Below are 24,861 nucleotides of genomic sequence, written 5' to 3'. Positions count from 1 at the left end.
GGCGTACGGCCGTCGCACAGCAGGTTTCACCGGTGTGCGAATCGGTCGAAGGGTTACGTTCGAGGCGAGTTGACCGCAAGCCACGTGACCATACACACATCCGGCCGGACCTCGTCGTTCCAAGGTCCGGCCGGGTGTGCCGCGTTGACGACCACTGTTGACGTATCGCCTTTTGACGGTTGGCGACTTGGCGACCGGCCGGCTCAGCCGATCAGCGTCTCGAGGTCCACGTGCTCCAGGCCGTGGGCCTCGGCGACCTCCCGGTAGACGACCTTGCCCTCATGGGTGTTCAGGCCCTTGGCCAGCGCGGCGTCACGGCGCAGCGCCTCCACCCAGCCCTTGTCCGCCAGCTCCACGATGTACGGCAGCGTGGCGTTGGTCAGCGCGTAGGTGGAGGTGTTCGGCACCGCGCCCGGCATGTTGGCGACGCAGTAGAAGACCGAGTTGTGGACCCGGAAGGTCGGCTCGGCGTGCGTGGTCGGCCGGGAGTCCTCGAAGCAGCCGCCCTGATCGATCGCGATGTCGACAAGGACACTTCCGGGCTTCATCCGGGACACCAGCTCGTTGGTGACCAGCTTCGGGGCCTTGGCGCCCGGGATGAGCACGGCACCGACGACGAGGTCGGCGTCGAGGCACGCCTTCTCCAGCTCGAAGGCGTTGGAGACGACGGTCTGGATCTTCGTGCCGAAGATCTTGTCGGCTTCCTTGAGCTTGTTGATGTCCTTGTCGAGCAGGGTCACGTGGAAGCCCAGTCCGATGGCGATCTGCGCGGCGTTCCAGCCGGAGACACCGCCGCCGATGATGACGGCCTTGCCGGCCGGCACGCCCGGGACACCGCCGGGCAGCACACCGCGGCCACCGTTCGCGGCCATCAGATGGTAGGCGCCGACCTGGGGGGCCAGCCGGCCCGCGACCTCGGACATCGGGGCGAGCAGCGGCAGGGCGCGGCTGGGCAGCTCGACGGTCTCGTACGCGATCGCCGTGGTGCCGGACTCCAGCAGGGCGTCCGTGCACTCCTTGGACGCGGCCAGGTGCAGGTAGGTGAAGAGGATCTGGTCCTTGCGGAGGCGGTGGTACTCCTCGGCGATGGGCTCCTTGACCTTCAGCAGCAGGTCGGCGTCGGCCCAGACCTCGTCGGCGGTCTCCAGGATCTGCGCGCCGGCCGCCACGTACTCCTCGTCCGGGATCGAGGAGCCGACACCGGCGTTCCGCTCGACGATGACCTGGTGGCCGTGGCGCACCAGCTCGTGCACGCCGGCGGGGGTGATGGCCACCCGGAACTCGTTGTTCTTGACCTCGCGGGGGATGCCGACCTTCACGTCGATCACGGTCCTTGGCTCAGAGGGTATGGGGGCATTACCAGGCATACCCGGGCACACAGGGGCACACCGGGAGACACCGCAGGAGTTCGCGGCAGAGCCAGTTTAATGAAGGCGTTCCGCCTGTCTAGCCTTTCATTGCATCAATCTTCAGTCGATGTACTGCGGATTTCGCAGGCATCCGCGGCCTGTCCCGGTTGTTCCTTGTCACCCGGGGTCCCCCGGGCCGTCTTGGGGCCCCTCCCCCAGCATGCGCTCGGCCGCCGAACGGTGCAGTCGCGCGGCGGTCGGGTCACCGAGGCGCTCCAGGGTGTCGGCGAGCCGCAGCTGGAGCGCGGCCTGCAGACGGGTGTCGTCGGCCCGCCGCGCCCACTCCACCGCCTCCTGGCAGGTGCGCAGCGACTCCGTGGGCCGTCCGGCGTACTCCTGGACCCGTGCCACTTCGCTCAACGCCCTTGCGTGGGCCGCGATGTCACCGTCCTTGCGGTGCACGGCGGCGGCCGCCCGCCAGTTCCTGAGCGCCTCCCCGTAGCGGCCCGCGTAGGTGTGGGCGCCCGCGATACGGCCGTACAGCCGCGCGGCGTCCGCGCGCTCCCCCCGGGCCAGGCGCTGGGCGAGCGCCCGGCCGAACCAGTCGGCGGCCCGGTCGTGGTCACCGAGCTCCTGGTGGGCGCCTCCTACGGATTCCATCGCGCGCCCGGTCGCGTACGGGTCGTTCGCCTCGCGTCCGGCGTCCAGCGCGGCCCGGTAGCGGGCCAGCGCCTCCCGGGTGCGGCCGGTCCGGGCGTCCACGTCGGCGAGGTTCAGCAGGGCGGCGGCCTTCTCCCGGGGCAGGTTCCGGCGCTCGGCCACGTCCAGGACCAGCCGGTGCACCTCGTACAGGTCGGGAGCGGCCGCCTGGGTGCCGAAATGCGCCGCCATGGCCCTGACCAGCTGGGACATCAGACGGCGGGCCAGCGTGTCCAGCTCCCCGTCGGCCACCGCGAGCCGGGCGGCGGCCAGCAGGGCGGGCCGACGGGCGCGGAGCCAGTCCTCGGCCGTCCGGGACGTGGGGAAGCGCAGCTCGGACGGCATGCCCTGGAGCTTCTCGCGCAGCTCGGGGTGGTCCGTCTCGGTGCTCGCCCGGCAGGACTGCAGCAGCCGCACGGTGCGCTCCAGCATCCGCGCGCGGGCCAGCTGGAGCTCGCCCGGGCGGTCCTGGGCCTCGGCCAGCCCGCGCAGCAGGGGCTGCAGGCAGCCGGGCACCTCGTACTGCGGCATCGGGGAGGGCACCGCCCGCAGCAGGCCGAGGGCGACGAAGTCGTCCAGGGCGGTGCCGGCGCCGCCGACCGAGCAGCCGGCCAGGGCGGAGGCGGTGTGCGGGTCGACCAGGCCGGCCGGGGCCAGGGACAGCAGGCGCAGTATCCGGGCGGCCGGGCCGGGCAGCTGGTCGTAGACGAACCGGAAGACCCGGGCCAGCGGGCCGCTGTCGTCGGCCTCGGCGTGCAGTCGTTTGGCCAGGTCGGAGACGGCCATCTTGGGGCGGGCGGCGAGCCAGCCGCCCGCCAGGGTGAGCGCGGCGGGCTGGGCCTGGCACACCTCGACCAGGTTCTCGGCGGCCCGCGGGTCGACGGTGACGCGGACGGAGCCGGTGCAGCGGGTCAGCAGTTCCAGCGCCGACTTGGTGTCGAGGCCGCCCAGGGTGCACGGGCGGACGTCCGCGATCCCGGTGAGCGGCCCGCCGGAGACGGCGACGACCAGGCAGTCCGGGGTGTCCGGCAGCAGCGCGTCGACCTGCTCGGCGCCGGCGGCGTCGTCCAGCAGGAGCAGCGTGCTGCGCTCGGCCAGCGCGGCCCGCAGCGCCTCGGACAGCTCGTCCTCGTCGGCTCCGGGCGGGGTGGGCACGCCGAGGGCGGTGAGCAGCTCCCGGGCGGTGCGCTCGACGGGGACGGGGCTGCCGTCGGGCTCGCTGAGCCGGGCCCGCAGCACCCCGTCCCGGTAACGGTCGGCGACCCTCCGGACGAGTTCCTCGGCGAGCGCCGTGCGGCCCGAGCCGGGGCGGCCGGCGATGAGCAGAACGCGCGCCCGGGGGGCCTTGCGGCCGGCCAGGGTGTCCAGGCCCGCGCGCTCGATGTCGGCGCGCAGCTCCTTCAACTCCCGTGTCCGACCCAGGAAATGACTTCTCGCGGCCGAGTCGTCGGACAGCCGCGCGCCGCCTGTGTCCACCGCCTGCTTCGCCACGGGCCACACTCCCGTCCCACACCGCACACCGGCGCCCGCCGGGTGCGCCCCTTCGGCTCACCCGCGCAGAGCCTAGTTCACGCTCTGCGACGGTTCCGGAGGAGCGCGGCGGGGACATCCCCCGATCGGATCAGGCGATCGTCACACCGGAAGAGCCCACGGGTCGTTCTGGACAGCCGAGGGGGCGTTCAGGACAGCCGAGGGGGCGTTCAGGACTCGAAGGGACGCGCCGGCCACGGCGCCTCCGCCGGGCGCAGGGCGTCGAGCCCGTCGCCGCCGCGGGCGGCGACCAGGGACAGGACGCCGACGACGAGACAGTTGTTGTGCAGCTCACCGGCGAGCACCCCACGGACGAGCTCGTCGACGGGCACGCGCGCGTGCTCCATGTCGGACTCCTCGTCCTCGACCTCGAAGCGCTCTCCCTCGGCCTCCGACAGGCCTCGGGCGAGGAAGATCCGCACGGACTCGTCGCAGCCGCCGGGGGTGGTGTACACGTCGGTCAGCACCCGCCAGTCCTCGGCCTTGACGTGGGCTTCCTCGTACAGCTCGCGCTGGGCGGCGTGCAGCGGGTTCTCACCGGGCACGTCGAGCAGACCGGCCGGGATCTCCCACAGCTTGTGCCGCACCGGGTGGCGGTACTGCTTGATGAGCAGCACGCGGTCGTCGGCGTCCAGGGCGAGGACCGCCACGGAGCCCGGGTGGACCTGGTAGTCGCGGCGGACCACCGAGCCGTCGGGCATGACCACGTCGTCCGTGCGGACCGAGGTCTTGTTCCCGGTGAAGGGGGTCTCCGTCGCCCGGATCTCCCACGCCTCGGCGGTGTCCTTGATCGTCATGCCCTGTCCCTTCCACACGTGCGTGAGCGGCCGGGGCGCGATCGTTCTGAATGCCGGCGCCCCGGCCACCGTACAACTGTCGTGTTACTTCGAGATCTTCCGCTCCACGGCGGCCTTCACCAGCCCGGCGAACAGCGGGTGCGGACGCGTCGGCCGCGAGCGCAGCTCCGGGTGCGCCTGCGTGGCGACCAGGTAGGGGTGGACGTCGCGCGGGTACTCGACGTACTCGACGAGCTTGCCGTCCGGCGAGGTGCCCGAGAAGACGATGCCCGCCTTCTTCTCCAGCTCGGCGCGGTAGGCGTTGTTCACCTCGTAGCGGTGCCGGTGGCGCTCCTCGACGTACTCCTTGCCGTCGTACACCTCGCGCACGATCGAGTCCTCGGCCAGCTTCGCCGGGTACATGCCGAGCCGCATGGTGCCGCCCATGTCGCCCTCACCGGCGACGATGTCGAGCTGCTCGGCCATGGTGGAGATCACCGGGTGGGCGGTGGCCGGGTCGAACTCGGTGGAGTTGGCGTCGGAGATGTCGGCCAGGTTGCGCGCGGCCTCGATCACGATGCACTGCAGGCCCAGGCAGAGGCCGAGCAGGGGGATCTTGTTCTCGCGGGCGTAGCGGATGGCGCCGACCTTGCCGAGCACGCCGCGGTCGCCGAAACCGCCGGGGATGCAGATGCCGTCGACATCGGCGAGCTGGGCCTTGGCGCCGGCCGGGGTCTTGCAGTCGTCCGAGGTGACCCACTTGATCTTGACGCGGGCCTTGTTGGCGAAGCCGCCGGCGCGCAGCGCCTCGGTGACCGAGAGGTAGGCGTCGGGCAGGTCGATGTACTTGCCGACCAGGGCGAGGGTGATCTCGTGGTCGGGGTTGTGGACGCGGTCGAGCAGGTCGTCCCAGGTCGTCCAGTCCACGTCACGGAACGGCAGGTCCAGCTTGCGGACGACATAGGCGTCCAGGCCCTCGCCGTGCACGGTTTTCGGGATGTCGTAGATCGAGCGGGCGTCCGGACAGGCGACCACGGCTGCCTCGTCGACGTCGCACATCAGGGAGATCTTGCGCTTGATCGCGGTCGGGACCTCGCGGTCGCACCGCAGCACGATCGCGTCCGGCTGGATACCGATGTTCCGGAGCGCGGCCACGCTGTGCTGGGTCGGCTTGGTCTTCAGCTCGCCGGAGGGGCCGATGTAGGGCAGCAGCGAGATGTGCACCACGAAGACGTTGTCCCGGCCGACCTCGTGCCGGACCTGGCGTACGGTCTCCAGGAACGGCAGCGACTCGATGTCGCCGACCGTGCCGCCGACCTCGGTGATGACCACGTCCACCTCGTCCGTCGCCATGCGCCGGATCCGGTGCTTGATCTCGTTGGTGATGTGCGGGATGACCTGCACCGTGTCGCCCAGGTACTCGCCCCGCCGCTCCTTGGCGATGACGGTCGAGTACACCTGGCCTGTAGTGACGTTGGCGGAGCCGTCCAAGTCGCGGTCAAGGAAGCGCTCGTAGTGTCCGATGTCCAGGTCGGTTTCCGCGCCGTCGTTGGTGACGAACACCTCACCGTGCTGGAACGGGTTCATGGTGCCCGGGTCGACGTTGAGGTACGGGTCGAGCTTCTGCATCACGACGCGCAGGCCGCGGGCCTTGAGCAGCATGCCGAGGCTGGAGGCGGTGAGACCCTTGCCGAGAGAGGAGGCGACACCCCCGGTGACGAAGATGTGCTTGGTCGTCGTGGCTGAGCTGGATCGAAAAGCAGCGGGCGGCATGGCCAAGAGGGGGCTCCCGTGGTCGCGGTCTGGGTTGCGTTGCGGCAGCCGGCCCGGAGAGTCAGGGTGCTCTCCCGGAGGCGCCGTCGCTGCGGTTCGGGGGTTTCTTGCCCACCGGTCCACGGGCTACCAGGGTATCAGCGCCTCGGCGCGATGGCTCCCGGCCACGCTCCGCGTACGGGCCGACACGGATGCCCGGCGACCACGGGTTTCTCACCCATGGCTCACTCGTTCGGCTCACACCGGTTGCGGGGAGCGGCACGCAGATCATCTACGTGCGTCGTATCCTGCTCGGACACTCACTGCCGAGCCCGTCCGGAGAACACGGCACCACCCCCGCCCGTAAGGACCGGAACAACGAGAGCTCGTCAGTTCGTTGAGCAAAGACTGTCGTTTTGCCTCAGGGCTCGGCGGACTGCTTTGCTTCACCGCTCAACGACGCACAACAACGACCCCTTGACCGCACTAGCGACAGCCCCCTTTTTGCCGGGGGGCGACGTGGCCGTTCGACTGGAGTTGCACGTGGCCGGGCGCATCGAAGACTACGCACTCATCGGAGACATGCAGACCGCTGCCCTGGTCTGCCGGGACGGGACAGTGGACTGGCTGTGCCTGCCCCGCTTCGACTCGCATGCCATCTTCGCCGGCCTGCTGGGCACCGAGGAGCACGGTTTCTGGCGGCTCGGTCCGGCCCACGCGGCCGACGCCCCGCCGCCCACGGCCGCCCGGCGCACCTACCGGGGCGACTCGCTGATCCTGGAGTCGGAGTGGGACACCCCGCGCGGCACGGTCCGCGTGACGGATTTCATGCCGCCGCGTGACGGGGCGCCGCAGCTGATCCGGATCGTCGAGGGCGTCACCGGCCGGGTGCCGATGCGCTCCGCCCTGCGGATGCGGTTCTCCTACGGCCGGGTGGTGCCGTGGGTGCACAAGCACGAGGGGCGTACGGTCGCCGTCGCCGGACCGGACTCCGTCTGGTTCGACACGGAGGCGGAGACGTACGGGAAGTCCCTGACGACGTACGCGGACTTCACGGTCGCCCCCGGTGACCGGATCGCGTTCACGATCTCCTGGGAGCCCTCGCACAAGGAGCCCCCCGCCCTGCCGGAGCCGGAGCAGTCGCTGGTGGCGACGGAGGAGTTCTGGCGCGAGTGGGTCGAGCACTGTACGTACCACGGCCCGTACCGCGAGGCGGTGATCCGTTCACTGATCACGCTGAAGGCCCTGACGTACGCCCCGACCGGCGGCATCGTCGCCGCCCCCACGACCTCCCTGCCGGAGGACATCGGCGGCGTCCGCAACTGGGACTACCGCTACACCTGGCTGCGTGACGCGGCGATCACCCTGTCCTCCCTGCTGCGCACCGGCTACCGGGAGGAGGCCCGCGCCTGGCGCGAGTGGCTGCTCCGGGCGGTCGCCGGCGACCCGGAGAACCTGCAGATCATGTACGGGCTCGCCGGCGAGCGGGAGCTGGGCGAGGCCGAGCTGGACTGGCTGCCCGGCTACGAGAACTCCGCCCCGGTCCGGGTCGGCAACGGCGCCGCGCACCAGCTCCAGCTCGACGTGTACGGCGAGGTCACCGAGGCGCTGCACCTGGCCCATATGACCGGCCTGGCCCGCCACGACTACGCGTCCCTGCTCCAGCTCAAGCTGATCCGCTACCTGGAGGACCACTGGGACGAGCCGGACGAGGGCATCTGGGAGGTGCGCGGACCGCGCCGCCACTTCGTGCACTCCAAGGTCATGGCCTGGGTCGCGGTCGACCGCACCATCAAGCTCATCGAGTCCGGCGACGCCGACGGCCCGCTGGAGCGGTGGCGCGAGCTGCGTGACGACATCCACCGGGACGTGTGCGAGAACGGGTACGACAAGGAACGCAACACCTTCACGCAGTCCTACGGCTCCAAGGAGCTGGACGCCTCCCTGCTGCTGATCCCCCAGATGGGCTTCCTCCCGCCCGACGACAAGCGCGTCATCGGCACCATCGAGGCGATCCAGCGTGAGCTGTCCACGCCGGACGGCTTCATCCTGCGCTACCCGACCACGGGCGAGCACGAGGGCGTCGACGGCCTTCCCGGCGACGAGGGCGCCTTCCTGGCCTGCTCGTTCTGGATGGCGGACGACCTGGCGATGATCGGCCGGGTGGACGAGGCCCGCAAGCTGTTCGAGAAGCTGCTGTCCCTGCGCAACGACCTCGGCCTGCTCGCCGAGGAGTGGGACCCGCGCCGCAAGCGCCAGGTCGGCAACTTCCCGCAGGCCTTCAGCCACGTCCCGCTGATCGACACGGCCCTGCGGCTGACGGCCTCGGGGGCGTACGGCGGCTGAACGCGACCGGGTGACCGGGTCCGCCTAGTGTGGGAAGCGAAAATTTTGCCCCTTTTTGGAAGGGGGCGGCCATGGCTTCCCTCTCGAAGGCGGGCGCGGCGCTGGCCGCGCTGCGCGAGGACCTGACGGGTGACGTCTTCGCACCCGGGGATCCGGGCTACGACGAGGCCCGGACCGTGTTCAACGCGATGATCGACCGGCGGCCGGCGGTGATCGCGCAGTGCGCGCACGAGGCCGACGTCGTACGGGCCGTGCGCTTCGGCAGAGACCTGGACCTGCACATCGCCGTGCGCGGCGGCGGCCACAGCGTCGCCGGATCCGCGCTGGGCGACGGGGCGCTCGTGATCGACCTGCGCCGGATGCACGAGGTGACCGTCGACCCGGTGGGGCAGGCGGTACGGGTCCAGGGCGGCGCCACGATGAGCCACCTGGACCGGGCCGCCGAGCCGTACGCCCTCGCGACCACCGGCGGCCGGGCCTCCACCACCGGCGTCGGCGGCTTCGTCCTGGGCGGCGGCACCGGCTGGCTGGACCGCGCCTTCGGCCTCGCCGTCGACAACCTGCTCGGCGTCGAACTGGTCACCGCCGACGGCAGCCGGGTGCGCGCCAACACCGACGAGCACCCGGAGCTGTTCTGGGCGCTGCACGGCGGCGGCGGCAACTTCGGCATCGCGACCGCCCTCACCCTGGAGCTGCACGAGCTGCCCGCGTTCTCCATCGCGTTCCTGCTCCACCGGCCGGAGGTGGGCCCCGACGCGGTCCGCACGTTCCGGGAGGTCATCCGCACCGGGCCGGACGAGGCGGGCGGCGCCGTGCTGTACCTCACCGGCCCGCCCGACGAGTTCGTCCCCGGGGAACTGGTCGGGAAGCTGGTGTGCGCCACGCTGCTGACGTACGTGGGCGGCGAGGAGGACCTGCGCAAACTCGCCGAGCCGCTGCTGGCGCTGCCGCACGAGGCGGAGACGGTCGGCCCGATGCCGTACGCCGACGTGCAGTGCATGCTGGACGATCCGCCCGGTCTGCGGAACTACTGGTCGGCGGAGTACGTCACCGGCCTGCCGGACGAGCTGGTGGACGTCTACTGCGCCCGCGCGAACAGCATGCCCGTGCCCAGCAACACCCAGCACCTGATCTTCCCGCAGGGCGGCGCGATCGCCTCGGGCCCCGCCGAGTACCCGGTGCCGTACCGGGACGCGCCGTGGGCGGTGCACCCGTTCGGGATCTGGGCGGACCCGGCCGACGACGAGCGGGCCGTCGCCTGGGTCCGGGACGTCCGCGCCGACGTCCGGCCGTGGTCCACCGGTGCGGTCTACCTCAACTTCATCGGGGACGAGGGCACCGACCGGGTGGTCGCGGGCCTCGGCGCCGAGAACGGTCTGCGGCTGGCCAAGGTCAAGCGGGCGTACGACCCCGACAACGTGTTCCGCTTCAACCACAACATCCGGCCGGTGTAGCGAGCGCGCAGCGCGCGGACCGAGGGTGCCGCCGGGGCGTTCGCGCAGGTAGCGTCCGCTGCATGGACAGCGGTACGGAGAGCGGACTCGCCACGCAGGGCGCCGGGATCACCGTTCGGCGGGCCCTGGAGCTGCCCGGGCTGCGCAGCGGGCTGCCGGAGATCCTGGCGGGCGCCGACCGGCTGGGACGCACGGTCCGCTGGGTGCACGCGGGCGAGGTGCCCAACATCGCCTCCCTGCTGAAGGGCGGCGAGCTGCTGCTCACCACCGGCTACGGCCTGGGCGCCCGCCCGGCGGACCAGCGGGCGTTCGTCCGCACCCTCGCCGAACGGGGCATCGCCGCTCTGGTCGTGGAGCTGGGGCCGCGCTTCACCCGGCTGCCCGCCGCGCTGGTGGACACCGCCCGTGGCGCGGGGCTGCCGCTCGTGCAACTGCACCGCGAGGTGCCCTTCGTCACCGTCACCGAGGAGATCCACACCGAGATCGTCAACGGCCACTACGCGCTGCTGCAGCGGGCCGAGGAGGTGCACCGCCGCTGTACGGAGGCGCTGCTCGGCGTTGGCGGGGTGCCGCAGGTGCTCGGCATCCTGGCCGACTTCAGCGGCAACCCGGTCTTCCTGGAGACGGCGGACGGCCAGTTGCTGTACGCCGCCGGGGCGGGACCCGCGGGCGCTGATCCGCTGCAGGTGTGGGAGGGGCTGCGCGGCCCGCACAAGGACGCCCCGCCGCCGGCCGGCTCGGTGCTCGTGGACGTGCCCGGCGGCGGTCCGGGCACGGCTTCGGTGCGGGCCCGGCTGGTTCTGCTGCCCGTCCGGGGGCAGCTCGCCCCGGTGCACCGCATCGCCGCCGAGCGGGCCGCGGGGATCCTCGCGGTGGTGCTGATGCAGGCCCGTCAGGAGGAGGAGCTGGCGGCGCGGGGGCGCGGCGACTTCCTCACCGATCTCGCCGAGGGCCGGATCACCGCGGAGGACGCTCCGGCGCAGGCGCGCGTGCTGGGCTTCAAGCCGGGTGTCAGCCCGCTGCTGCCGGTGGTGATGCGGCTGGGCGACGCGCTCGCACCGGGTGGAGGCTGGGCCGTCCTGGCCCGTGCGGTCGCCGAGGAGCTGGCCTCGGTGGGGGTGCCGGTGCTGCTCGGGGTCCGGCCGGTCGAGGGCCGGGTGCCGCTGCTGGTGGGGCTGCGCTCGGAGACGGAGCGGCCGGCGGTCGCGGACCGGGTGGCGGCGGCGCTGCGGGCCGGGGTGGAACGGGCGGGGATGCGGCGGCCCGGGGCCCAGCCGCCCGTGGTGGTCGTCGGGGTGGCCGGCGGCTGGGCTGCCGCGTCGGCGGGCCTGCGGCACGCGGCGGAGGCGGCGACGGCGGCGCAGGGCCTGACCGACCGGCCCTGGTACGACGCCCGCCGCCTGGACATCGACCTGCTGCTGTGGCGGCTGCGCGACCACCCGGATCTGGCGGCCTTCGTGGACCGGGCCATCGGCCCGCTGCGCGACCACGACCACCGCTCCAAGCCGCCGCTGCTGCCCACGCTGGAGACGTACCTGGCCCATGCAGGCCGCAAGGCCGAGACCGCCCGCGAGCTGCACCTCAACCGTCAGACGCTGTACAACCGCCTCGCCCGCATCGGCGAGCTGCTGGGCACCGACCTGGAGGACCCGCAGACGGTACTGGCCCTGAGCCTGGCCCTGCGGGCCCGTCGGCACGTGCCTTAGGCCGTCCGGCGGTTCAGGTGGCAGAAAGGGGTGGTGCTCCGTCGACGCCGGTGAGCGGGGCGGATCGGGCGCCCCCCGTGGGCTCGGCACGAGCGTGGCGGCACGTCGGTTGCCGGTCGGCCGGCGCCGGTAGGGGCATCGCACGCCCCGGCGAAGCTGGCCCCCGGCACGGGTCAGGGCAGTGGTCGGGGCTGGGTCAGTTCGTCGTAGACGCTGAGGACCTGGGCGACCGTCTCGTCCTCGGTGGGCCAGGTGGCCGCCTGCCGGGTCCCCCTGTCCTTCAGCTCTCTGCACCGCTCGGGGTCCTCCAGCAGCCGGACGACGGCGCCCGCGAGAGCCTCCGCGTCTGCGTACGGGACGAGTTCGGCGGCGTCGCCCACGAGGTCGGGGACACCGCCGACGGTGGTCGCGACGAGCGGCACGCGTGCGTGCAGGGCCTCCTGGGCGAGGACGGACCGGGACTCCCACCTGCTGGAGAGCAGCGCGATGTCCGCTGCGGCGAGCAGCTCGCGGATGTCGTCGCGGCGCCCGATGAGCCGGACCGGCAGCTCCTCGTCCTCGATCCGCCGCTGGAGCACCGGGCGCAACGGCCCCTCCCCCGCGATGACCAGCAGCGGCACGGGGTCGAGACGGCACCACAGGTGTGCCGCGTCCAGCAGGACGTCGTAGCCGCGCTGCCGGTCCAGGGAGCCGACCGCCATCAGCAACGGTCGGCCGGTGGCGCCGAGTTCGGCCCGGGCCTTGGACCGCAGCCGGTCGGGGTCGTCGTGCTCCGCTGCCGGGCGCGGGCCGGGCAGTGCGACGGCGGCGAGCCGGGCGTCCCGGGCTCCGCTGCGCCGCGCCCGGTCCACGAGGTCGGAGGTGGTGCCGAGCACCACGGTGGCCGTCCTCATCACCCGGCGCTCCAGCACCCGCAGCAGATGCGCCCGCGCGCCCTCCGCCTGGGCCCGGTTGTGCCAGGTGACGACGAGCGGGGTGCTTCGGCCGCTGAGCGCCATAACGGCACGGAAGGAGGCGTGCAGCCCGTGCGCGTGCACCAGGTCGGCGTCCGCGCAGGCCGCGCGGAGCGTGGCCACCGCCACCGGGTCGCTGCTGCGGGGCACGTGCACGTGGTCGGCGCCGACCCCGGTGAAGTCGTAGGTGTGATCCGCCTCGACGGGGGCGCACACCGTGACCCGCACGCCCCGTGCGACGAGTCCGGCGGCGAGGGAGCGCACGTGCGCGCTGCTGCCGGCGTTGCCTCCGCCCAGGACCTGCACGGTGCGCAGCGGCGACTGACCGTGCGGTGAGGTACGGCTGGCGGGGCTCACGTGGCCGGGGCTCCTGGTTCGGCGTCGGGCGGTCACGACGGGACGTGCGGAAGGTATCGAGCGGTGGGGTGTACCGCGCACCTGCTGCACGTGCGGGGTTCCCTGCCAAGGATGCCAGCACGTAAGGGCGTTGCGGGACCGTCCGGGAGCGGTGATCGCCGCGCGCACGGGCCCGGGCGATCCGACGTCACTCATACGAGTGAACAACCGACCACTCGCACGAGTGCCATGGGGCGGTCGTGCCGGCGTTACACGTCCGCCCGTGCCGTCGCCAGCAGTTCCTCCGCGTGGGCCCGCGCCGTCTCCGAGTCCTCCTGACCGGCCAGCATCCGGGACAGCTCGCGGACCCGCTCCTCGCCCTCCAGGACCTTCACGCCGGACCGGGTGACGGACCCGTCGTTGGTCTTCTCCACGAGCAACTGCCGGTCGGCGAAGGCGGCGACCTGCGGGAGGTGGGTGACGACCACGACCTGCGCGGTCTTGGCGAGCTTCGCCAGGCGCCGCCCGATCTCGACGGCCGCCTTGCCGCCGACACCCGCGTCGACCTCGTCGAAGAGGTACGTCGGTACCGGGTCCGTGCCCGCGAACACGACCTCGACGGCGAGCATCACACGCGAGAGCTCACCGCCGGAGGCGCCCTTGGCGATGGGCCGCGGCGGGGCGCCCGGGTGCGGGGCGAGCAGGAGTTCCACCTCGTCCGCGCCGGACGGCCCGTAGGCGACGGTGCGCCCGCCGACCTCGACGCCCTCCGGGTCCTCGGTCTGCCGGATGTCGAAGGACACGCGCGCGTGCGGCATGGCCAGCGAGGCCAGCTCGGCGGTCACGGCGGCGGCGAACCGCTCGGCGGCCTCCGTCCGCGCGTCCGTCAGGGCCTGCGCCAGCCCGCCGAGTTCGGTGCGCAGCGCGTCCCGTTCGGCGGTCAGCTCACCGATCCGCTCGTCGTCGCCGTCCAGCTCGGTCAGCCGCGCGGCGCCCTGCTCGGCCCACGCCAGCACGGCGTTGACGTCGTCCCCGTACTTCCGGGTGAGGGCGGTGAGCGCGGCCCTGCGCTCCTCGACGGCGGCGAGCCGCAGCGGATCGGCGTCCAGGTCGTCGGCGTACCCCGCCAGCTCGCCCGCCACGTCGCCGAGCAGGATGCCGACCTCGCCGATCCGGTCGGCGAGCGAGGCCAGCGCCGGATCGTGCGACCGTACGGCCTCCAGGGCCCGGTGGGCGCCCGCCACGAGAGTGGTGGCGTCGATGCCCTCGGGGTCCTCGGGGTTGCCCGCGAGGGCCGCGTGCGCGGCGGTCGCGGCGGACGCCAGCGCCTCCGCGTGCCCCAGCCGTTCCGCCTCCTCGGCGAGTTCGGCGTCCTCGCCGGCCCGCGGTTCCACGCCCGCGATCTCGTCGAGCCCGTACCGCAGCATGTCGGCTTCCTGGGCCCGTTCACGCGCGCGTGTGACGATCTCCTCCAGCTCGGTGGAGACGGCCCGCAGCCGCCGGTAGGCCTCGCCGTACTTGGCCAGCGGCACGGCGACCGCGTCGCCCGCGTACCGGTCGAGCGCCTGCCGCTGCCGGGACAGCTTCAGCAGGCCCTGCTGGTCGGTCTGCCCGTGCACGGCCACCAGGTCGTCGGCCAGCTCGGCGAGCACCCCCACGGGCACGCTGCGCCCGCCCAGGTGCGCCCGGGAGCGCCCCTCGGCGGAGACCGTACGGCTGACCAGCAGCGCCCCGTCGTCCAGCTCGGCTCCGGCCTCCTCGGCCCGTACGACCGCCGAGGAGGCGGCGGGCACGGCGATCCGCCCCTCCACGACCGCCTTCCCGGCCCCTATCCGCACGAGCGCCGGATCCGCCCGTCCGCCCAGCAGCAGTCCGAGGCTGGTGACCACCATGGTCTTGCCCGCGCCTGTCTCACCGGTGACGGCGGTGAACCCCGGCGAGAGCTCGACGACGGCATCGTCGATGACCCCGAGCGACCGTATCCGCATCTCTTCCAGCACGGAGAAGACCATACGAGGTCCGGCCACTGAAGTGCGAGGTCCCCCTGTCACCCGGGGAGCCCTCTGTCACCCGGGGGAGTGCACCCCGGCGGGGCCGCTCCCTAGTGCGGCGCCCCCCGCCATCCGGACACCGGGAGGGCGAACTTCGCCACGAGCCGGTCGGTGAAGGAGGCGTGGTGCAGCCGGGCCAGCCGTACCGGCACGGCCCCGCGCCGGACCTCGACCCGCGCCCCGGGCGGCAGCTCGACGGTCCGCCGCCCGTCGCACCACAGGACCCCCGGCGGAATGTGCGGCAGCACCTCGACCGCGAGCACGGAGTTCGGCGAGGTCACCAGCGGCTTGGCGAACAGCGCGTGCGCCGAGATCGGCACCATCAGCAGCGCCTCCACCTCGGGCCACACCACCGGCCCGCCCGCGGAGAACGCGTACGCCGTGGAGCCGGTCGGCGTGGACAGGACGATCCCGTCGCAGCCGAAGCCGGTGACCGGCCGCCCGTCGATCTCCAGCACGACCTCGAGCAGCTTCTCGGCGCCCGCCTTCTGCACGGCCGCCTCGTTCAGCGCCCAGTCGGTGTGCACGATGTCACCGTTGCGGTGCACGACGACGTCGACGGTCATCCGTTCCTCGACCTCGTACGCCTTGCTCACCACCCGGTCGACGACCTTGTCGAGGTCGTCCCGCTCGGCCTCCGCGAGGAACCCGACGCTGCCGAGGTTGACGCCCAGCATCGGCACACCGGACGCCCGGGCGAACTCGGCGCCGCGCAGCAGCGTCCCGTCACCGCCGAGCACTATCAGCAGCTCGCAGCCGTCGAGGCTCTGCGGGGTCGCCTCCTCGACGAGCTCCACCTCCTCGGGGAGCGGCAGGTCGCGCGCCTCGTACTCCAGGACCCGCACGCCGACGCCGGACCGCAGCAGCCCCTTGACCACGAGCTCGGCGCTGCGGATCGCGGCGGGCCGCCCGGTGTGCGCGAGCAGGAAAACAGTACGAGCTCGGTTCTGAGTCAACGCGGCCCCTCCGCCACTGCACGATCGATGTCGGCCGGGTCCAGGGCGGGCGCCCCGGCACGCAGCCACAGAAAGTACTCCACGTTCCCGGACGGCCCGGGCAGCGGACTGGCGGTGACACCCTTCACCCCGAGCCCCAGCTCCCACGCCTTCTCGGCCACACCCCGCACGGCCTCCGCCCGCAGCTGCGGACTCCGTACGACACCCCCACTGCCCAGCCGTTCCTTCCCCACCTCGAACTGCGGCTTGACCATCATCACCAGGTCGGCGTCCGGCTTCACGCACCGCGCCAGGGCCGGCAGCACCAGCCCGAGCGGGATGAAGGACAGATCACCCACGACTAGATCCACAGGCTCCCCATCGATCGCTTCAAGCGTCAACTCGCGTACGTTCGTACGGTCCTTGACGGTGACGCGTTCATCGCTCTGCAGAGACCAGGCGAGTTGTCCGTATCCCACGTCGACGGCGACGACGTGCGCGGCGCCCGCCCGCAGCAGGACGTCCGTGAAGCCACCGGTGGACGCGCCCGCGTCCAGTGCCCGGCGCCCCTCGACGACCAGCCCCTGCGGGACGAAGGCCTCCAGCGCGCCCGCCAGTTTGTGCCCGCCCCGCGACACGTACGCGGGGTCGCTGTCGTCGTCCGCGACGACGATCGCGGCGGCTTTCTCCACCTGCGTGGCGGGCTTGGTCGCGACGGTCCCGCCGACGGTGACCCTCCCGGCGACGATCAGCCGGCTGGCGTGCTCGCGCGAACGCGCCAGCTTCCGGCGGACCAGCTCCGCGTCCAGACGAAGGCGTGCGACTCCTGCCACGTTCGGTTCAGCTCCTATTGCCATACGACGACGGGGGACCCGGGGGTCCCGGGCGGGCGTCGAGCGCGGTCAGCGCGTCGCGCAGCCCCCCGTGTACATCCTCGTACACCTCCATATGGCCGTCGGTGGCGAGGTGGTCGGCGTCGGCCAACCGCTCCAGCCGGGCGTCCACCTCGGCGTTGCCGGTGGGAGTGCGGGGCACGTCCAGCGGCGCGGGAGCGGCGGGGTCGTCCTCCGGTTCGACCGGAACGTCCCCTTCCTCCTCGGCGGAGGCCTCGGGCACTGTGTCGCTCATGCCCCGACGCTACCCCGAACCGCTGCGGTACCGTCGATCGCGATGGCAACGATCGAGGAGTGCCGCACCGCACTCGAAAAACTCTCGGACAACATGCGGAACGCCGAGGGCGACGTCCGTGCGGCTACCGAGCTGGACCGCTCGGTGAGCTGCCGCATCACCGACCTGGACGTCACCTTCGTCGGACGGATGGCCGACGGGCGTATCCACGTCCATGACACCGTGCGGGGCGCACCGCCCGACAAGGCGCAGATCCGGCTCGCCATGGCCGGTGACGACCTGGTGGCCCTGGTCGACGGCGACCTGAACTTCGCGAGGGCCTGGGCCTCGGGCCGGGTGAAGCTGGAGGCGAGCCTGCCGGACCTGTTCCGGCTCAGGAAGCTTCTTTAGCGCTCGCCGCGCCGGTGGCGCTCACGTGTGCCCGTGCCCTGCGCGCCGCCGGCACCACCAGCGGTGTGCCCGTCTCCGGATCGTCGATGACCTGGCAGCGCAGCCCGAACACCTCCTCGACCAGTTCGGCCGTGACGATGTCGCCGGGCGCCCCCTCGGCGATCACCCTGCCGTCGCGCAGGGCGACGAGGTGGGTGGCGTACCGGGCGGCGTGGTTGAGGTCGTGCAGCACGGCGACCAGGGTGCGGCCCTGGGTCTCGTGCAGTTCGGCGCACAGGTCGAGGACGTCGATCTGGTGCTGGATGTCCAGGAAGGTGGTGGGCTCGTCGAGGAGCAGCAGCGGGGTCTGCTGGGCGAGCGCCATCGCGATCCACACGCGCTGGCGCTGACCGCCGGACAGCTCGTCCACGTACCGGTCGGCCAGCTCGGCGACCCCGGTCTGCGCCATGGACTCCTGTACGACCCGCTCGTCCTCGGCCGACCACTGCCTGAGGATGCCCTGGTGCGGATAGCGGCCCCGGCCTACCAGGTCGCCGACGGTGATCCCGTCCGGCGCGATGGACGACTGCGGCAGCAGACCGAGCGTCCGCGCGACCTTCTTGGCGGGCATGGACTGGATGACCTGCCCGTCGAGCAGCACCCGGCCCTCGCTGGGCTTCAGCATCCGTGACAGCGCGCGCAGGAGCGTCGACTTGCCGCACGCGTTCGGGCCGACGATCACCGTGAAGGAGTTGTCGGGGATCTCCACCGACAGCTGTTCGGCGATGACGCGCTGGTCGTAGGCGAGGGTGACGTTCTCGGCGGACAGGCGGTTCACGGTGCTCCTTCGGTTGTTCGTCTCGCCGGGGGTGTCGCGGGTGTTGGCGCGCGTGGTGCCGCGGAGGTCTCTCATATCCGGCCCGCCCTGCGCTCGGTGACGAGCAGCCACAGCAGATAGAGGCCGCCGAGGATGCCGGTGACCACGCCCACGGGGAGCTGGTCGGCGCCGAAGGCGCGCTGCGCCGCCCAGTCGGCGGTGACCAGCAGGGTGGCGCCCATGCACAGCGACGGCACCAGGTTGGGTCCCGGCGAACGGGTCAGGCGCCGGGCCAGCTGCGGCGCGGTGAGCGCCACGAAGCTGACGGGGCCGGCGGCGGCGGTCGCGGCGGCGGTCAGCAGCACGGCGGAGACCATCAGCACCAGCCGCACGCGCTCCACCCGCACGCCGAGGGCGTTGCTGACGTCGTCGCCCATCTCCGTCGTCCTCAGACCGCGCGCATTGGCGAGGACCAGCGGTACGAGCACCGCGCACAGGACCAGCAGCGGCCATACCTGGGCCCAGTCCCGGCCGTTGAGAGAGCCGGTCATCCACACGACCGCGCGGGCCGCGTCCACGAGGTCGGCCTTGGTGAGCAGATAGCCGTTGACCGCCGTGGCGATCGCGGAGACGCCGATGCCGACCAGGACCAGCCGGTAGCCGTGCACGCCCTGCTTCCAGGCGAGCAGGTAGATGGCTAGACCGGTCACCAAACCACCGATCAGTGCGCCGACGGTGACCTCGGTGGCGTTTCCGGACAGCAGCACGATCACGACGAGCGCCCCGGCCGTGGAGCCCTGGGAGAGGCCGAGCACGTCCGGGCTGCCCAGCGGGTTGCGGGACACGGACTGGAACAGGGCGCCGCCCAGGCCGAGCGAGGCACCGACCAGGAGACCGACGAGGACACGCGGCAGCCGCAGGTCACGGACGATGTACTCCTGGATCCGGGTGCCGTTGCCGGTCAGGGTCTTCAGGACGTCGGTGGCGGAGATCGGGAAGTCGCCGGTGCCGATCAGCAGGACGCTCACGGTGAGCGCGGCGAGCAACAGCAGGACGACGACGGTCAGCGCACGCAGGTCCACCCGGACGGAGAGCCCGCCGGGGGTGCGCAGGGCACGGACGGCGGGGCGGTTGTGACGGTTCCTCAAAGCTGTGCCGTCCTCCGCCGTCGTACCAGGAAGATGAAGACCGGGCCGCCGATGATCGCGGTGACGATGCCGACCTGGAGTTCCGCGGGCCGGGCGACGACCCGGCCTGTGACGTCCGCGCCGAGCAGCAGCACGGGTGACAGGACCGTGGCGTACGGCAGGACCCAGCGCAGGTCGGGGCCGGTGAAGGAGCGCACCGCGTGCGGCACCATCAGGCCGACGAACACGATCGGACCGCAGGCGGCGGTCGCGGCTCCGCACAGCACGGTGGCGGCGAGCATGGCCAGGGCCCGCGTGCGGCTCAGGTTGGCGCCGAGGGCGCGGGCGGTGTCGTCGCCCATGGCCACGGCGTTGAGCGGCCGGGCGAGCAGCAGCGCGACGACCGCGCCGACCGCGAGGAACGGCAGCACCTGTGTGATGGTCGAGTCGGTGGCCGAGGAGAGCGAACCCACCGTCCAGAAGCGCATCTTGCCGAGCGCCGCGTCGTCCATGATCATCACGGCTTGGAGGTAGCCGTAGAGCGCGGCGCTGACCGCCGTACCGGCGAGCGCCAGCCGTACCGGCGTCGCGCCCCGGCTGCCGCCCAGGAACCACACCAGCGCCCCGACCGCCGCGGCGCCGACGAACGCGAACCACACATAGCCGCTCAGGCTGGTGACGCCGAAGTAGGTGATGGCCGTGACCACCGCCGCCGACGCTCCCGCGTTGAGGCCGAGCAGCCCGGGATCGGCCAGCGGATTGCGGGTCAGCGCCTGGAGTACCGCCCCGGACAGGCCGAGCGCGGCGCCGGCCAGCAGCCCGAGCAGGGTCCGGGAGAGCCGCTCGTCGACCACCACGTCGCCATACGTTCCCGAGTCCTGGAACAGGCCGTGCCACACCTGGCCCACGGACAGTTCTTTCGCACCGATCGCGATGCTCGCCAGGGCGACGAGCACCAGGATCGCGATCGCGGCCAGGAGCCCAAGGGCCCGTATCGCCCGGCGGGTCGGGGGCGCGGGGGCGGTGTCCGCGCGCTGTTCGGGGGGACTGTCGACCAACACGAGGTTAGGTTAGCCTACCCTCGCATCGGATCTCGATCCCGTGTGGTCAGAGCCCGAGGCGTGCCAGCGCCTTCTCCCCGTCCAGCTCGCAGGTACCCTCCCCGGCCGCCGTCCAGGCCGCCGCGCACAGCGCCCGCAGCCCGTCGAGGGCCTCGCCTTCGCCCTCCAGCTGGAGCCGCTCGGCCGCCGTAGCCGTCCAGCCGCCGCAGCGGAAGCCGGCGCCCGCCTCCGTGACCTCCGGTTGCCCGGTGAGCAGCCCGCGCAGATCGGCGTCCACGTATGTCGGCCGGTGCTGCGGCGGCGCGGCCAGCAGCTGGGCGCCGTCGGTGACTCCGGTGAGGACCAGCAGCGAGTCGACGTCCCCGTTGCAGGCGCCCTCGATGTCCGTGTCCAGCCGGTCCCCGACCACCAGGGGACGCTCGGCGCCCGTGCGCAGGATCGTCTCCCGGTGCATGGGCGGCAGCGGCTTGCCCGCCACCTGCGGCTCGGCGCCGGTCGCGATCCGTACGACCTCCACCGCCGCCCCGTTGCCCGGCGCGATGCCCCGGCCGCTGGGAATGGTCAGGTCGGTGTTGGACGCGAACCAGGGCACCCCGCGCGCGATGGCGTAGGACGCCTCCGCGAAACGCCCCCACGGCAGTTCGGGCCCGCCGTACCCCTGCACGACCGCCACCGGTTCGTCGTCCGCCGACTCCACCGGCTCCAGACCGCGCTCGCGCAGCGCCACCCGCAGCCCCTCACCGCCGATCACCAGCACGCGCGCCCCGGCGGGCACCTGCTCGCTGATCAGCCGTGCGACCGCCTGCGCCGAGGTGATGACGTCACCGGCACCGGTCGGTATCCCCAGCTCCGTCAGATGGGCGGCCACCGTGTCCGGGGTGCGCAGCGCGTTGTTGGTGACGTACGCCAGACGCATCCCACCGTCCCGGGCGACCGCGAGCGAGTCGACGGCGTGCGCGATCGCGTTGCCACCCGCGTACACCACCCCGTCCAGGTCGAGCAGCGCCGTGTCGTACGCCTCGCTCAGGTGCCGCGCGCTGCCCTCGGGCCTGGTCCTGATGCCCCGGCTCATTCCACATCGCTCCTCGTTCGACGCTCTTGCCTCGATCATGCCGTACGGCACTGACACACGTACGATGCCGGGATGAACACTGCAGGTCACTCGGAAGCAACGGAGCGCCGGGGCCTGGAACTCACCCCGTTCCGAGGCCTTCGCTACGACCCGGACCGGGTCGGCAGCCTCGCCGCCGTGACGTCCCCGCCGTACGACGTCGTCGTGCGCCCCGACGGCCTGCACCACCTCCAGTCGGCCGACCCGCACAACATCGTCCGGCTGATTCTGCCGCAGGCCGGCACCCCCGCCGAGCGCACCGAACAGGCGGCCGACACCCTGCGCCGCTGGCTCGCCGAGGGCGTCCTGGCCGCCGACCGGGAACCGGGACTGTACGTCTACGAGCAGCGGGACGGCGACGGCATGCTCCAGCGCGGCCTGATCGGTGCCCTGCGCGTCTCGGAACCGGAAGAGGGCGTCGTCCTGCCGCACGAGGACGTCATGCCGCCCGTCGTCGCCGACCGCGCCGCCCTGATGCGGGCCACCTCGGCGAACCTGGAGCCCCTGCTGCTGACCTACCGGGGCGACGGCGTCACGGCCGACGTGATCGAACGCACCGCCGAACGGTCCCCGCTCCTCGCCACCACGACGGAGGACGGCTTCCGGCACCGCCTGTGGTCGCTCACGGACCCCGCCGACGTGCGCCTCGTCCAGTCGGACCTGGCCCCCCGCCAGGCGCTGATCGCCGACGGCCACCACCGCTGGGCGACGTACCGGCGTCTACGCGCGGAGCATCCCTCCCCCAGCCCTTGGGACTACGGCCTGGTGCTTCTGGTGGACACGGTCCGCTACCCGCTCCGCGTACGTGCCATCCACCGCCTGCTGCACGGCCTCCCGGTCACCGACGCGCTCACCGCCCTGGCGGGCCACTTCCGCGTGCGCCGTCTGGCGGTGACCCTGCCCAAGGCCATGGAGGTGCTGGCGGACGCGTCCTGCGCGGGCAACGCCTTCCTCCTCGCCGGAGACGGCGCCTTCCACCTCGTCGACCGCCCCGACCCGGCCCTGCTGGCCCGCACGGTCCCGGCCGACCGCCCCGCGGCCTGGCGCACGCTGGACGCCACGGTCCTGCACGCCACGCTGCTCGCCCACCTCTGGCGCGTCCCCGAGGACTCGCCGGCGCATGTCGCCTACATCCACGACACGGCCGCCACGGTCGCCAAGGCGGAGCAGGACGGCAGTACGGCCGTCCTCATGCACCCGGTCCGCGAGGACGTCGTACGGGAACTGGCCCGCCAGGGTGTGACCATGCCCCGCAAGTCGACGTCGTTCGGTCCGAAGCCGGCTTCGGGGCTGGTGCTGCGGGCCCTGGACGTCTGACCGCCGGTCGGCGGTCAGACCTTGTCCTCAGCCCTCGTCCTCAGCCCTTGCGGTCAGTCCTTCTCGTGATCCGGGGCGAGGTCCCCGGAGTCGCCCGAGGTGTCGTCGTCGCTGTCGTCGAGTACGTCGACGAACTCCACGCCGTCCAGTTCGGCCAGCCGGTCCGAGGCGTCCGTGCTGCCGTCCCGGTCGGCCTCGACGGCCTTGGCGAACCAGTCCCGCGCCTCGGCCTGCCGCCCGGCGGCGAGCAGCGCGTCGGCGTAGGCGTACCGCAGGCGCGCGGTCCACGGCTGAACGGAGTTGGAGGCCAGTTCGGGGCTCTGCAGCGTCACGATCGCCGCGTCGAGCTGGCCCATGTCACGCCGGGCGCCGGCCGCGACGAGCCGCATCTCCACCTGCCCGGCCTTGTCGAGCTTCTGCACCTCGGGAGCCCCGGCCATGTCCAGCGCCTTCTCCGGCCGGCCGAGCCCACGCTCGCAGTCGGCCATCACGGGCCACAGGTCCACGTTGCCGGTCATCCGCCGCGCGGCCCGGAACTCGGCGAGCGCCTCGCCGTACTTCTGGTTCGCGTACGCGGCGAACCCGCCGGCCTCGCGCACGGCGGCGACACGGGACGCCAGCCGCAGGGCCACCTTGGAGTAGCCGTAGGCGCCCTCGGGGTCCTCGTCGATGAGCCGGGCGACCATCACCAGGTTCTTGGCGACGTCGTCGGCGAGCGTCTTCGGCAGGCTCTGCAGCTCCTGCCGTACGTCCTTGTCGATCTCCTCGCCGGTGACATCCTCGGGGATGGGCAGCCGCTTGATGGGCTCACGGTCACGATCCCGGTCCCGGTTCCGCTCGTCACGGAAGCGGCCACTGCCACGTCGGTCGTCCCTACGGTCGTCGCGTCCCCGGAAACCGCCAGGGCGCCCGCCTCGGTCGTCCCGGCGAGGGCCGCGCCCGCGGTCGTCCCGGCCACGGTCGTCACGCCCGCGGAAGCCACCGCGTTCACCACGGCTGTCGTCCCGACGGAAGCCGCCGTGGCGGTCATCGCGGCGGTCATCGCGGCGGTCGTCACGCCGGTAGTCGGGGCGGTCGCCACCACGGCGGTCGTCGCGGCGGTCGTCACGCCGGTCATCGCGACGGAAGTCCGGGCGGTCACCACCACGCCGGTCGTCACGGCGGAAGTCCGGGCGGTCACCACCACGCCGGTCGTCACGGCGGAAGTCCGGGCGGTCACCACCACGCCGGTCATCGCGACGGAAGTCCGGGCGGTCACCACCACGCCGGTCATCGCGACGGAAGTCCGGGCGGTCACCACCACGCCGGTCGTCACGCCGGTCATCGCGACGGAAGTCCGGACGGTCACCACCACGCCGGTCATCGCGCCGGTCATCACGGCGGAAGTCCGGACGGTCGCCACCACGCCGGTCGTCACGCCGGAAGTCCGGACGGTCACCACCACGCCGGTCATCGCGCCGGTCATCACGGCGGAAGTCGGAGCGCTGACCGTCGCGACGGTCATCCCTACGGTCGTCGCGACCGCGGAAACCACCTCGGTCGCCTCGGTTGTCGTCCCGACGGAAGCCACCACGCTCAGGGCGCTCGCTGCGGTCATCCCGACGGAATCCGCGGTCACGGTCGTCCCTGCCCCGGAATCCACCGCGGTCGTCGTCGCGGCGCGGGCCGCGGGCATCGCGATCGTCACGGCGGGCGCCGCGGTCCCGGTCGTCACGGCGACCGTAACCGCCCCGGTCGCCACGGTCGTTGTCGCGGCGCGGGCCGCCCCGGTACGGGCGGCGGTCACCGCGGTCACCACTGTCCCGTCCGCGCGGGTCGCGCTCCGGCCGGTCGTCGGGAGAGTTGGTGGACATCGGTGGCTCCTGTCATCTGTACCGCAAGTAATCTGAAAAACGAAAGGACCCCTGGTCCCAGCTGAACGCTGGTGACCAGGGGTCCTTCCAAAGATTGTTCGGCGGTGTCCTACTCTCCCACAGGGTCCCCCCTGCAGTACCATCGGCGCTGTGAGGCTTAGCTTCCGGGTTCGGAATGTAACCGGGCGTTT

19 protein-coding genes, 1 rRNA gene and 1 pseudogene are annotated in these 24,861 nt (G+C 72.6%); 6 read left to right on the top strand and 15 right to left on the bottom strand.

What is annotated here, in order from left to right:
• Nucleotides 1-203 precede the first annotated feature (203 nt).
• From ald to ACFYZQ_RS16620, 4 genes and pseudogenes are all read right to left on the bottom strand, one after another.
• Nucleotides 204-1,328 carry an alanine dehydrogenase gene (gene ald / locus ACFYZQ_RS16635; RefSeq protein ID WP_389147462.1) on the bottom strand — a complete coding sequence of 375 codons (1,125 nt, stop codon included), beginning with the start codon at nucleotides 1,326-1,328 and terminating at the stop codon, nucleotides 204-206.
• Nucleotides 1,329-1,462: 134 nt separating this feature from the next.
• Nucleotides 1,463-3,539: pseudogene (locus ACFYZQ_RS16630) on the bottom strand (tetratricopeptide repeat protein).
• A gap of 209 nt (nucleotides 3,540-3,748) precedes the next feature.
• On the bottom strand, nucleotides 3,749-4,375 hold the full coding sequence (locus ACFYZQ_RS16625; RefSeq protein ID WP_389147460.1) for an NUDIX domain-containing protein: 627 nt from the start codon (nucleotides 4,373-4,375) through the stop codon (nucleotides 3,749-3,751).
• Nucleotides 4,376-4,459: 84 nt separating this feature from the next.
• Nucleotides 4,460-6,127: a CTP synthase gene (locus ACFYZQ_RS16620; RefSeq protein ID WP_389148454.1), complete on the bottom strand. Its 1,668-nt coding sequence runs from the start codon at nucleotides 6,125-6,127 to the stop codon at nucleotides 4,460-4,462.
• A gap of 522 nt (nucleotides 6,128-6,649) precedes the next feature.
• Between ACFYZQ_RS16620 and ACFYZQ_RS16615 the strand changes: the two genes are divergently transcribed.
• From ACFYZQ_RS16615 to ACFYZQ_RS16605, 3 genes are all read left to right on the top strand, one after another.
• Complete coding sequence (locus ACFYZQ_RS16615) at nucleotides 6,650-8,452, top strand: glycoside hydrolase family 15 protein (RefSeq protein WP_389148451.1); 1,803 nt, start codon at nucleotides 6,650-6,652, stop codon at nucleotides 8,450-8,452.
• Between the two features lie 71 nt (nucleotides 8,453-8,523).
• Nucleotides 8,524-9,906, top strand: coding sequence for an FAD-binding oxidoreductase (locus tag ACFYZQ_RS16610; protein ID WP_389147457.1), 1,383 nt, complete (start codon nucleotides 8,524-8,526; stop codon nucleotides 9,904-9,906).
• A gap of 62 nt (nucleotides 9,907-9,968) precedes the next feature.
• Nucleotides 9,969-11,612 (top strand): PucR family transcriptional regulator, encoded by a 1,644-nt coding sequence (locus ACFYZQ_RS16605; protein ID WP_389147455.1) that lies wholly within the window; start codon nucleotides 9,969-9,971, stop codon nucleotides 11,610-11,612.
• Nucleotides 11,613-11,785: 173 nt separating this feature from the next.
• On the opposite strand, the gene ACFYZQ_RS16600 is transcribed toward ACFYZQ_RS16605, so the two are convergent.
• The 5 genes from ACFYZQ_RS16600 to ACFYZQ_RS16580 all read right to left on the bottom strand — a co-directional run bounded on the left by ACFYZQ_RS16600 (nucleotide 11,786) and on the right by ACFYZQ_RS16580 (nucleotide 17,015).
• Complete coding sequence (locus tag ACFYZQ_RS16600) at nucleotides 11,786-12,922, bottom strand: glycosyltransferase family 4 protein (RefSeq protein ID WP_389147452.1); 1,137 nt, start codon at nucleotides 12,920-12,922, stop codon at nucleotides 11,786-11,788.
• A gap of 248 nt (nucleotides 12,923-13,170) precedes the next feature.
• Nucleotides 13,171-14,913, bottom strand: coding sequence for a DNA repair protein RecN (gene recN, locus ACFYZQ_RS16595; RefSeq protein WP_389148449.1), 1,743 nt, complete (start codon nucleotides 14,911-14,913; stop codon nucleotides 13,171-13,173).
• 89 nt (nucleotides 14,914-15,002) lie between these two features.
• Nucleotides 15,003-15,908, bottom strand: a complete 906-nt coding sequence (locus ACFYZQ_RS16590; RefSeq protein WP_389147449.1) for an NAD kinase — start codon at nucleotides 15,906-15,908, stop codon at nucleotides 15,003-15,005.
• A complete protein-coding gene (locus tag ACFYZQ_RS16585) occupies nucleotides 15,905-16,720 on the bottom strand; it encodes a TlyA family RNA methyltransferase (RefSeq protein ID WP_389147446.1) in 816 nt (271 codons plus the stop codon). The genes ACFYZQ_RS16590 and ACFYZQ_RS16585 overlap by 4 nt, the downstream gene beginning before the upstream one ends.
• 7 nt (nucleotides 16,721-16,727) lie before the next feature.
• A complete protein-coding gene (locus ACFYZQ_RS16580; protein ID WP_389147443.1) occupies nucleotides 16,728-17,015 on the bottom strand; it encodes a hypothetical protein in 288 nt (95 codons plus the stop codon).
• Nucleotides 17,016-17,057: 42 nt separating this feature from the next.
• Here ACFYZQ_RS16580 and ACFYZQ_RS16575 point away from each other — a divergent pair, with 42 nt between their 5' ends.
• A complete protein-coding gene (locus ACFYZQ_RS16575) occupies nucleotides 17,058-17,405 on the top strand; it encodes an SCP2 sterol-binding domain-containing protein (RefSeq protein WP_389147440.1) in 348 nt (115 codons plus the stop codon).
• On the opposite strand, the gene ACFYZQ_RS16570 is transcribed toward ACFYZQ_RS16575, so the two are convergent.
• The 4 genes from ACFYZQ_RS16570 to ACFYZQ_RS16555 are packed head-to-tail and all read right to left on the bottom strand — an operon-like array spanning nucleotide 17,389 to nucleotide 21,461.
• Nucleotides 17,389-18,297, bottom strand: coding sequence for an ABC transporter ATP-binding protein (locus ACFYZQ_RS16570; RefSeq protein WP_389147438.1), 909 nt, complete (start codon nucleotides 18,295-18,297; stop codon nucleotides 17,389-17,391). The genes ACFYZQ_RS16575 and ACFYZQ_RS16570 overlap by 17 nt on opposite strands.
• The gene (locus ACFYZQ_RS16565) at nucleotides 18,294-19,349 is read right to left on the bottom strand and encodes a FecCD family ABC transporter permease (RefSeq protein ID WP_389147435.1); all 1,056 of its coding nucleotides are present in this window, start codon (nucleotides 19,347-19,349) and stop codon (nucleotides 18,294-18,296) included. The genes ACFYZQ_RS16570 and ACFYZQ_RS16565 overlap by 4 nt, the downstream gene beginning before the upstream one ends.
• Entirely contained in the window at nucleotides 19,346-20,389 is a 1,044-nt protein-coding gene (locus ACFYZQ_RS16560) for a FecCD family ABC transporter permease (protein ID WP_389147432.1), read from the bottom strand. Before ACFYZQ_RS16560 ends, ACFYZQ_RS16565 begins: the two co-directional genes overlap by 4 nt.
• A gap of 46 nt (nucleotides 20,390-20,435) precedes the next feature.
• Entirely contained in the window at nucleotides 20,436-21,461 is a 1,026-nt protein-coding gene (locus tag ACFYZQ_RS16555) for an HAD hydrolase-like protein (protein WP_389147429.1), read from the bottom strand.
• Between the two features lie 72 nt (nucleotides 21,462-21,533).
• Between ACFYZQ_RS16555 and ACFYZQ_RS16550 the strand changes: the two genes are divergently transcribed.
• Entirely contained in the window at nucleotides 21,534-22,817 is a 1,284-nt protein-coding gene (locus tag ACFYZQ_RS16550; RefSeq protein WP_389147426.1) for a DUF1015 family protein, read from the top strand.
• 53 nt (nucleotides 22,818-22,870) lie between these two features.
• Here ACFYZQ_RS16550 and ACFYZQ_RS16545 read toward each other — a convergent pair whose 3' ends face one another.
• On the bottom strand, nucleotides 22,871-23,611 hold the full coding sequence (locus tag ACFYZQ_RS16545) for a hypothetical protein (protein ID WP_389148446.1): 741 nt from the start codon (nucleotides 23,609-23,611) through the stop codon (nucleotides 22,871-22,873).
• Nucleotides 23,612-23,836: 225 nt separating this feature from the next.
• Here ACFYZQ_RS16545 and ACFYZQ_RS16540 point away from each other — a divergent pair, with 225 nt between their 5' ends.
• Entirely contained in the window at nucleotides 23,837-24,706 is an 870-nt protein-coding gene (locus ACFYZQ_RS16540; RefSeq protein WP_389148505.1) for a hypothetical protein, read from the top strand.
• Between the two features lie 60 nt (nucleotides 24,707-24,766).
• On the opposite strand, the gene rrf is transcribed toward ACFYZQ_RS16540, so the two are convergent.
• Nucleotides 24,767-24,861, bottom strand: a 5S ribosomal RNA gene (rrf, locus tag ACFYZQ_RS16535); the annotation flags it as partial.

This window comes from Streptomyces sp. NPDC001843, from assembly GCF_042891955.1.
Classification (GTDB): domain Bacteria; phylum Actinomycetota; class Actinomycetes; order Streptomycetales; family Streptomycetaceae; genus Streptomyces.
The sequence above is the reverse complement of the archived record's forward strand: the minus strand, read 5'-3'. Positions and strand labels throughout refer to the sequence as shown.

Coding starts and splice junctions, on each gene's coding strand:
- ACFYZQ_RS16625 (WP_389147460.1), bottom strand. CDS start 4,375: ATGACGATCAAGGACACCGCCGAGGCGTGGGAGATCCGGGCGACGGAG.
- ACFYZQ_RS16620 (WP_389148454.1), bottom strand. CDS start 6,127: ATGCCGCCCGCTGCTTTTCGATCCAGCTCAGCCACGACGACCAAGCAC.
- ACFYZQ_RS16610 (WP_389147457.1), top strand. CDS start 8,524: ATGGCTTCCCTCTCGAAGGCGGGCGCGGCGCTGGCCGCGCTGCGCGAG.
- ACFYZQ_RS16605 (WP_389147455.1), top strand. CDS start 9,969: ATGGACAGCGGTACGGAGAGCGGACTCGCCACGCAGGGCGCCGGGATC.
- recN (WP_389148449.1), bottom strand. CDS start 14,913: ATGGTCTTCTCCGTGCTGGAAGAGATGCGGATACGGTCGCTCGGGGTC.
- ACFYZQ_RS16580 (WP_389147443.1), bottom strand. CDS start 17,015: ATGAGCGACACAGTGCCCGAGGCCTCCGCCGAGGAGGAAGGGGACGTT.
- ACFYZQ_RS16575 (WP_389147440.1), top strand. CDS start 17,058: ATGGCAACGATCGAGGAGTGCCGCACCGCACTCGAAAAACTCTCGGAC.
- ACFYZQ_RS16570 (WP_389147438.1), bottom strand. CDS start 18,297: ATGAGAGACCTCCGCGGCACCACGCGCGCCAACACCCGCGACACCCCC.
- ACFYZQ_RS16555 (WP_389147429.1), bottom strand. CDS start 21,461: ATGAGCCGGGGCATCAGGACCAGGCCCGAGGGCAGCGCGCGGCACCTG.
- ACFYZQ_RS16550 (WP_389147426.1), top strand. CDS start 21,534: ATGAACACTGCAGGTCACTCGGAAGCAACGGAGCGCCGGGGCCTGGAA.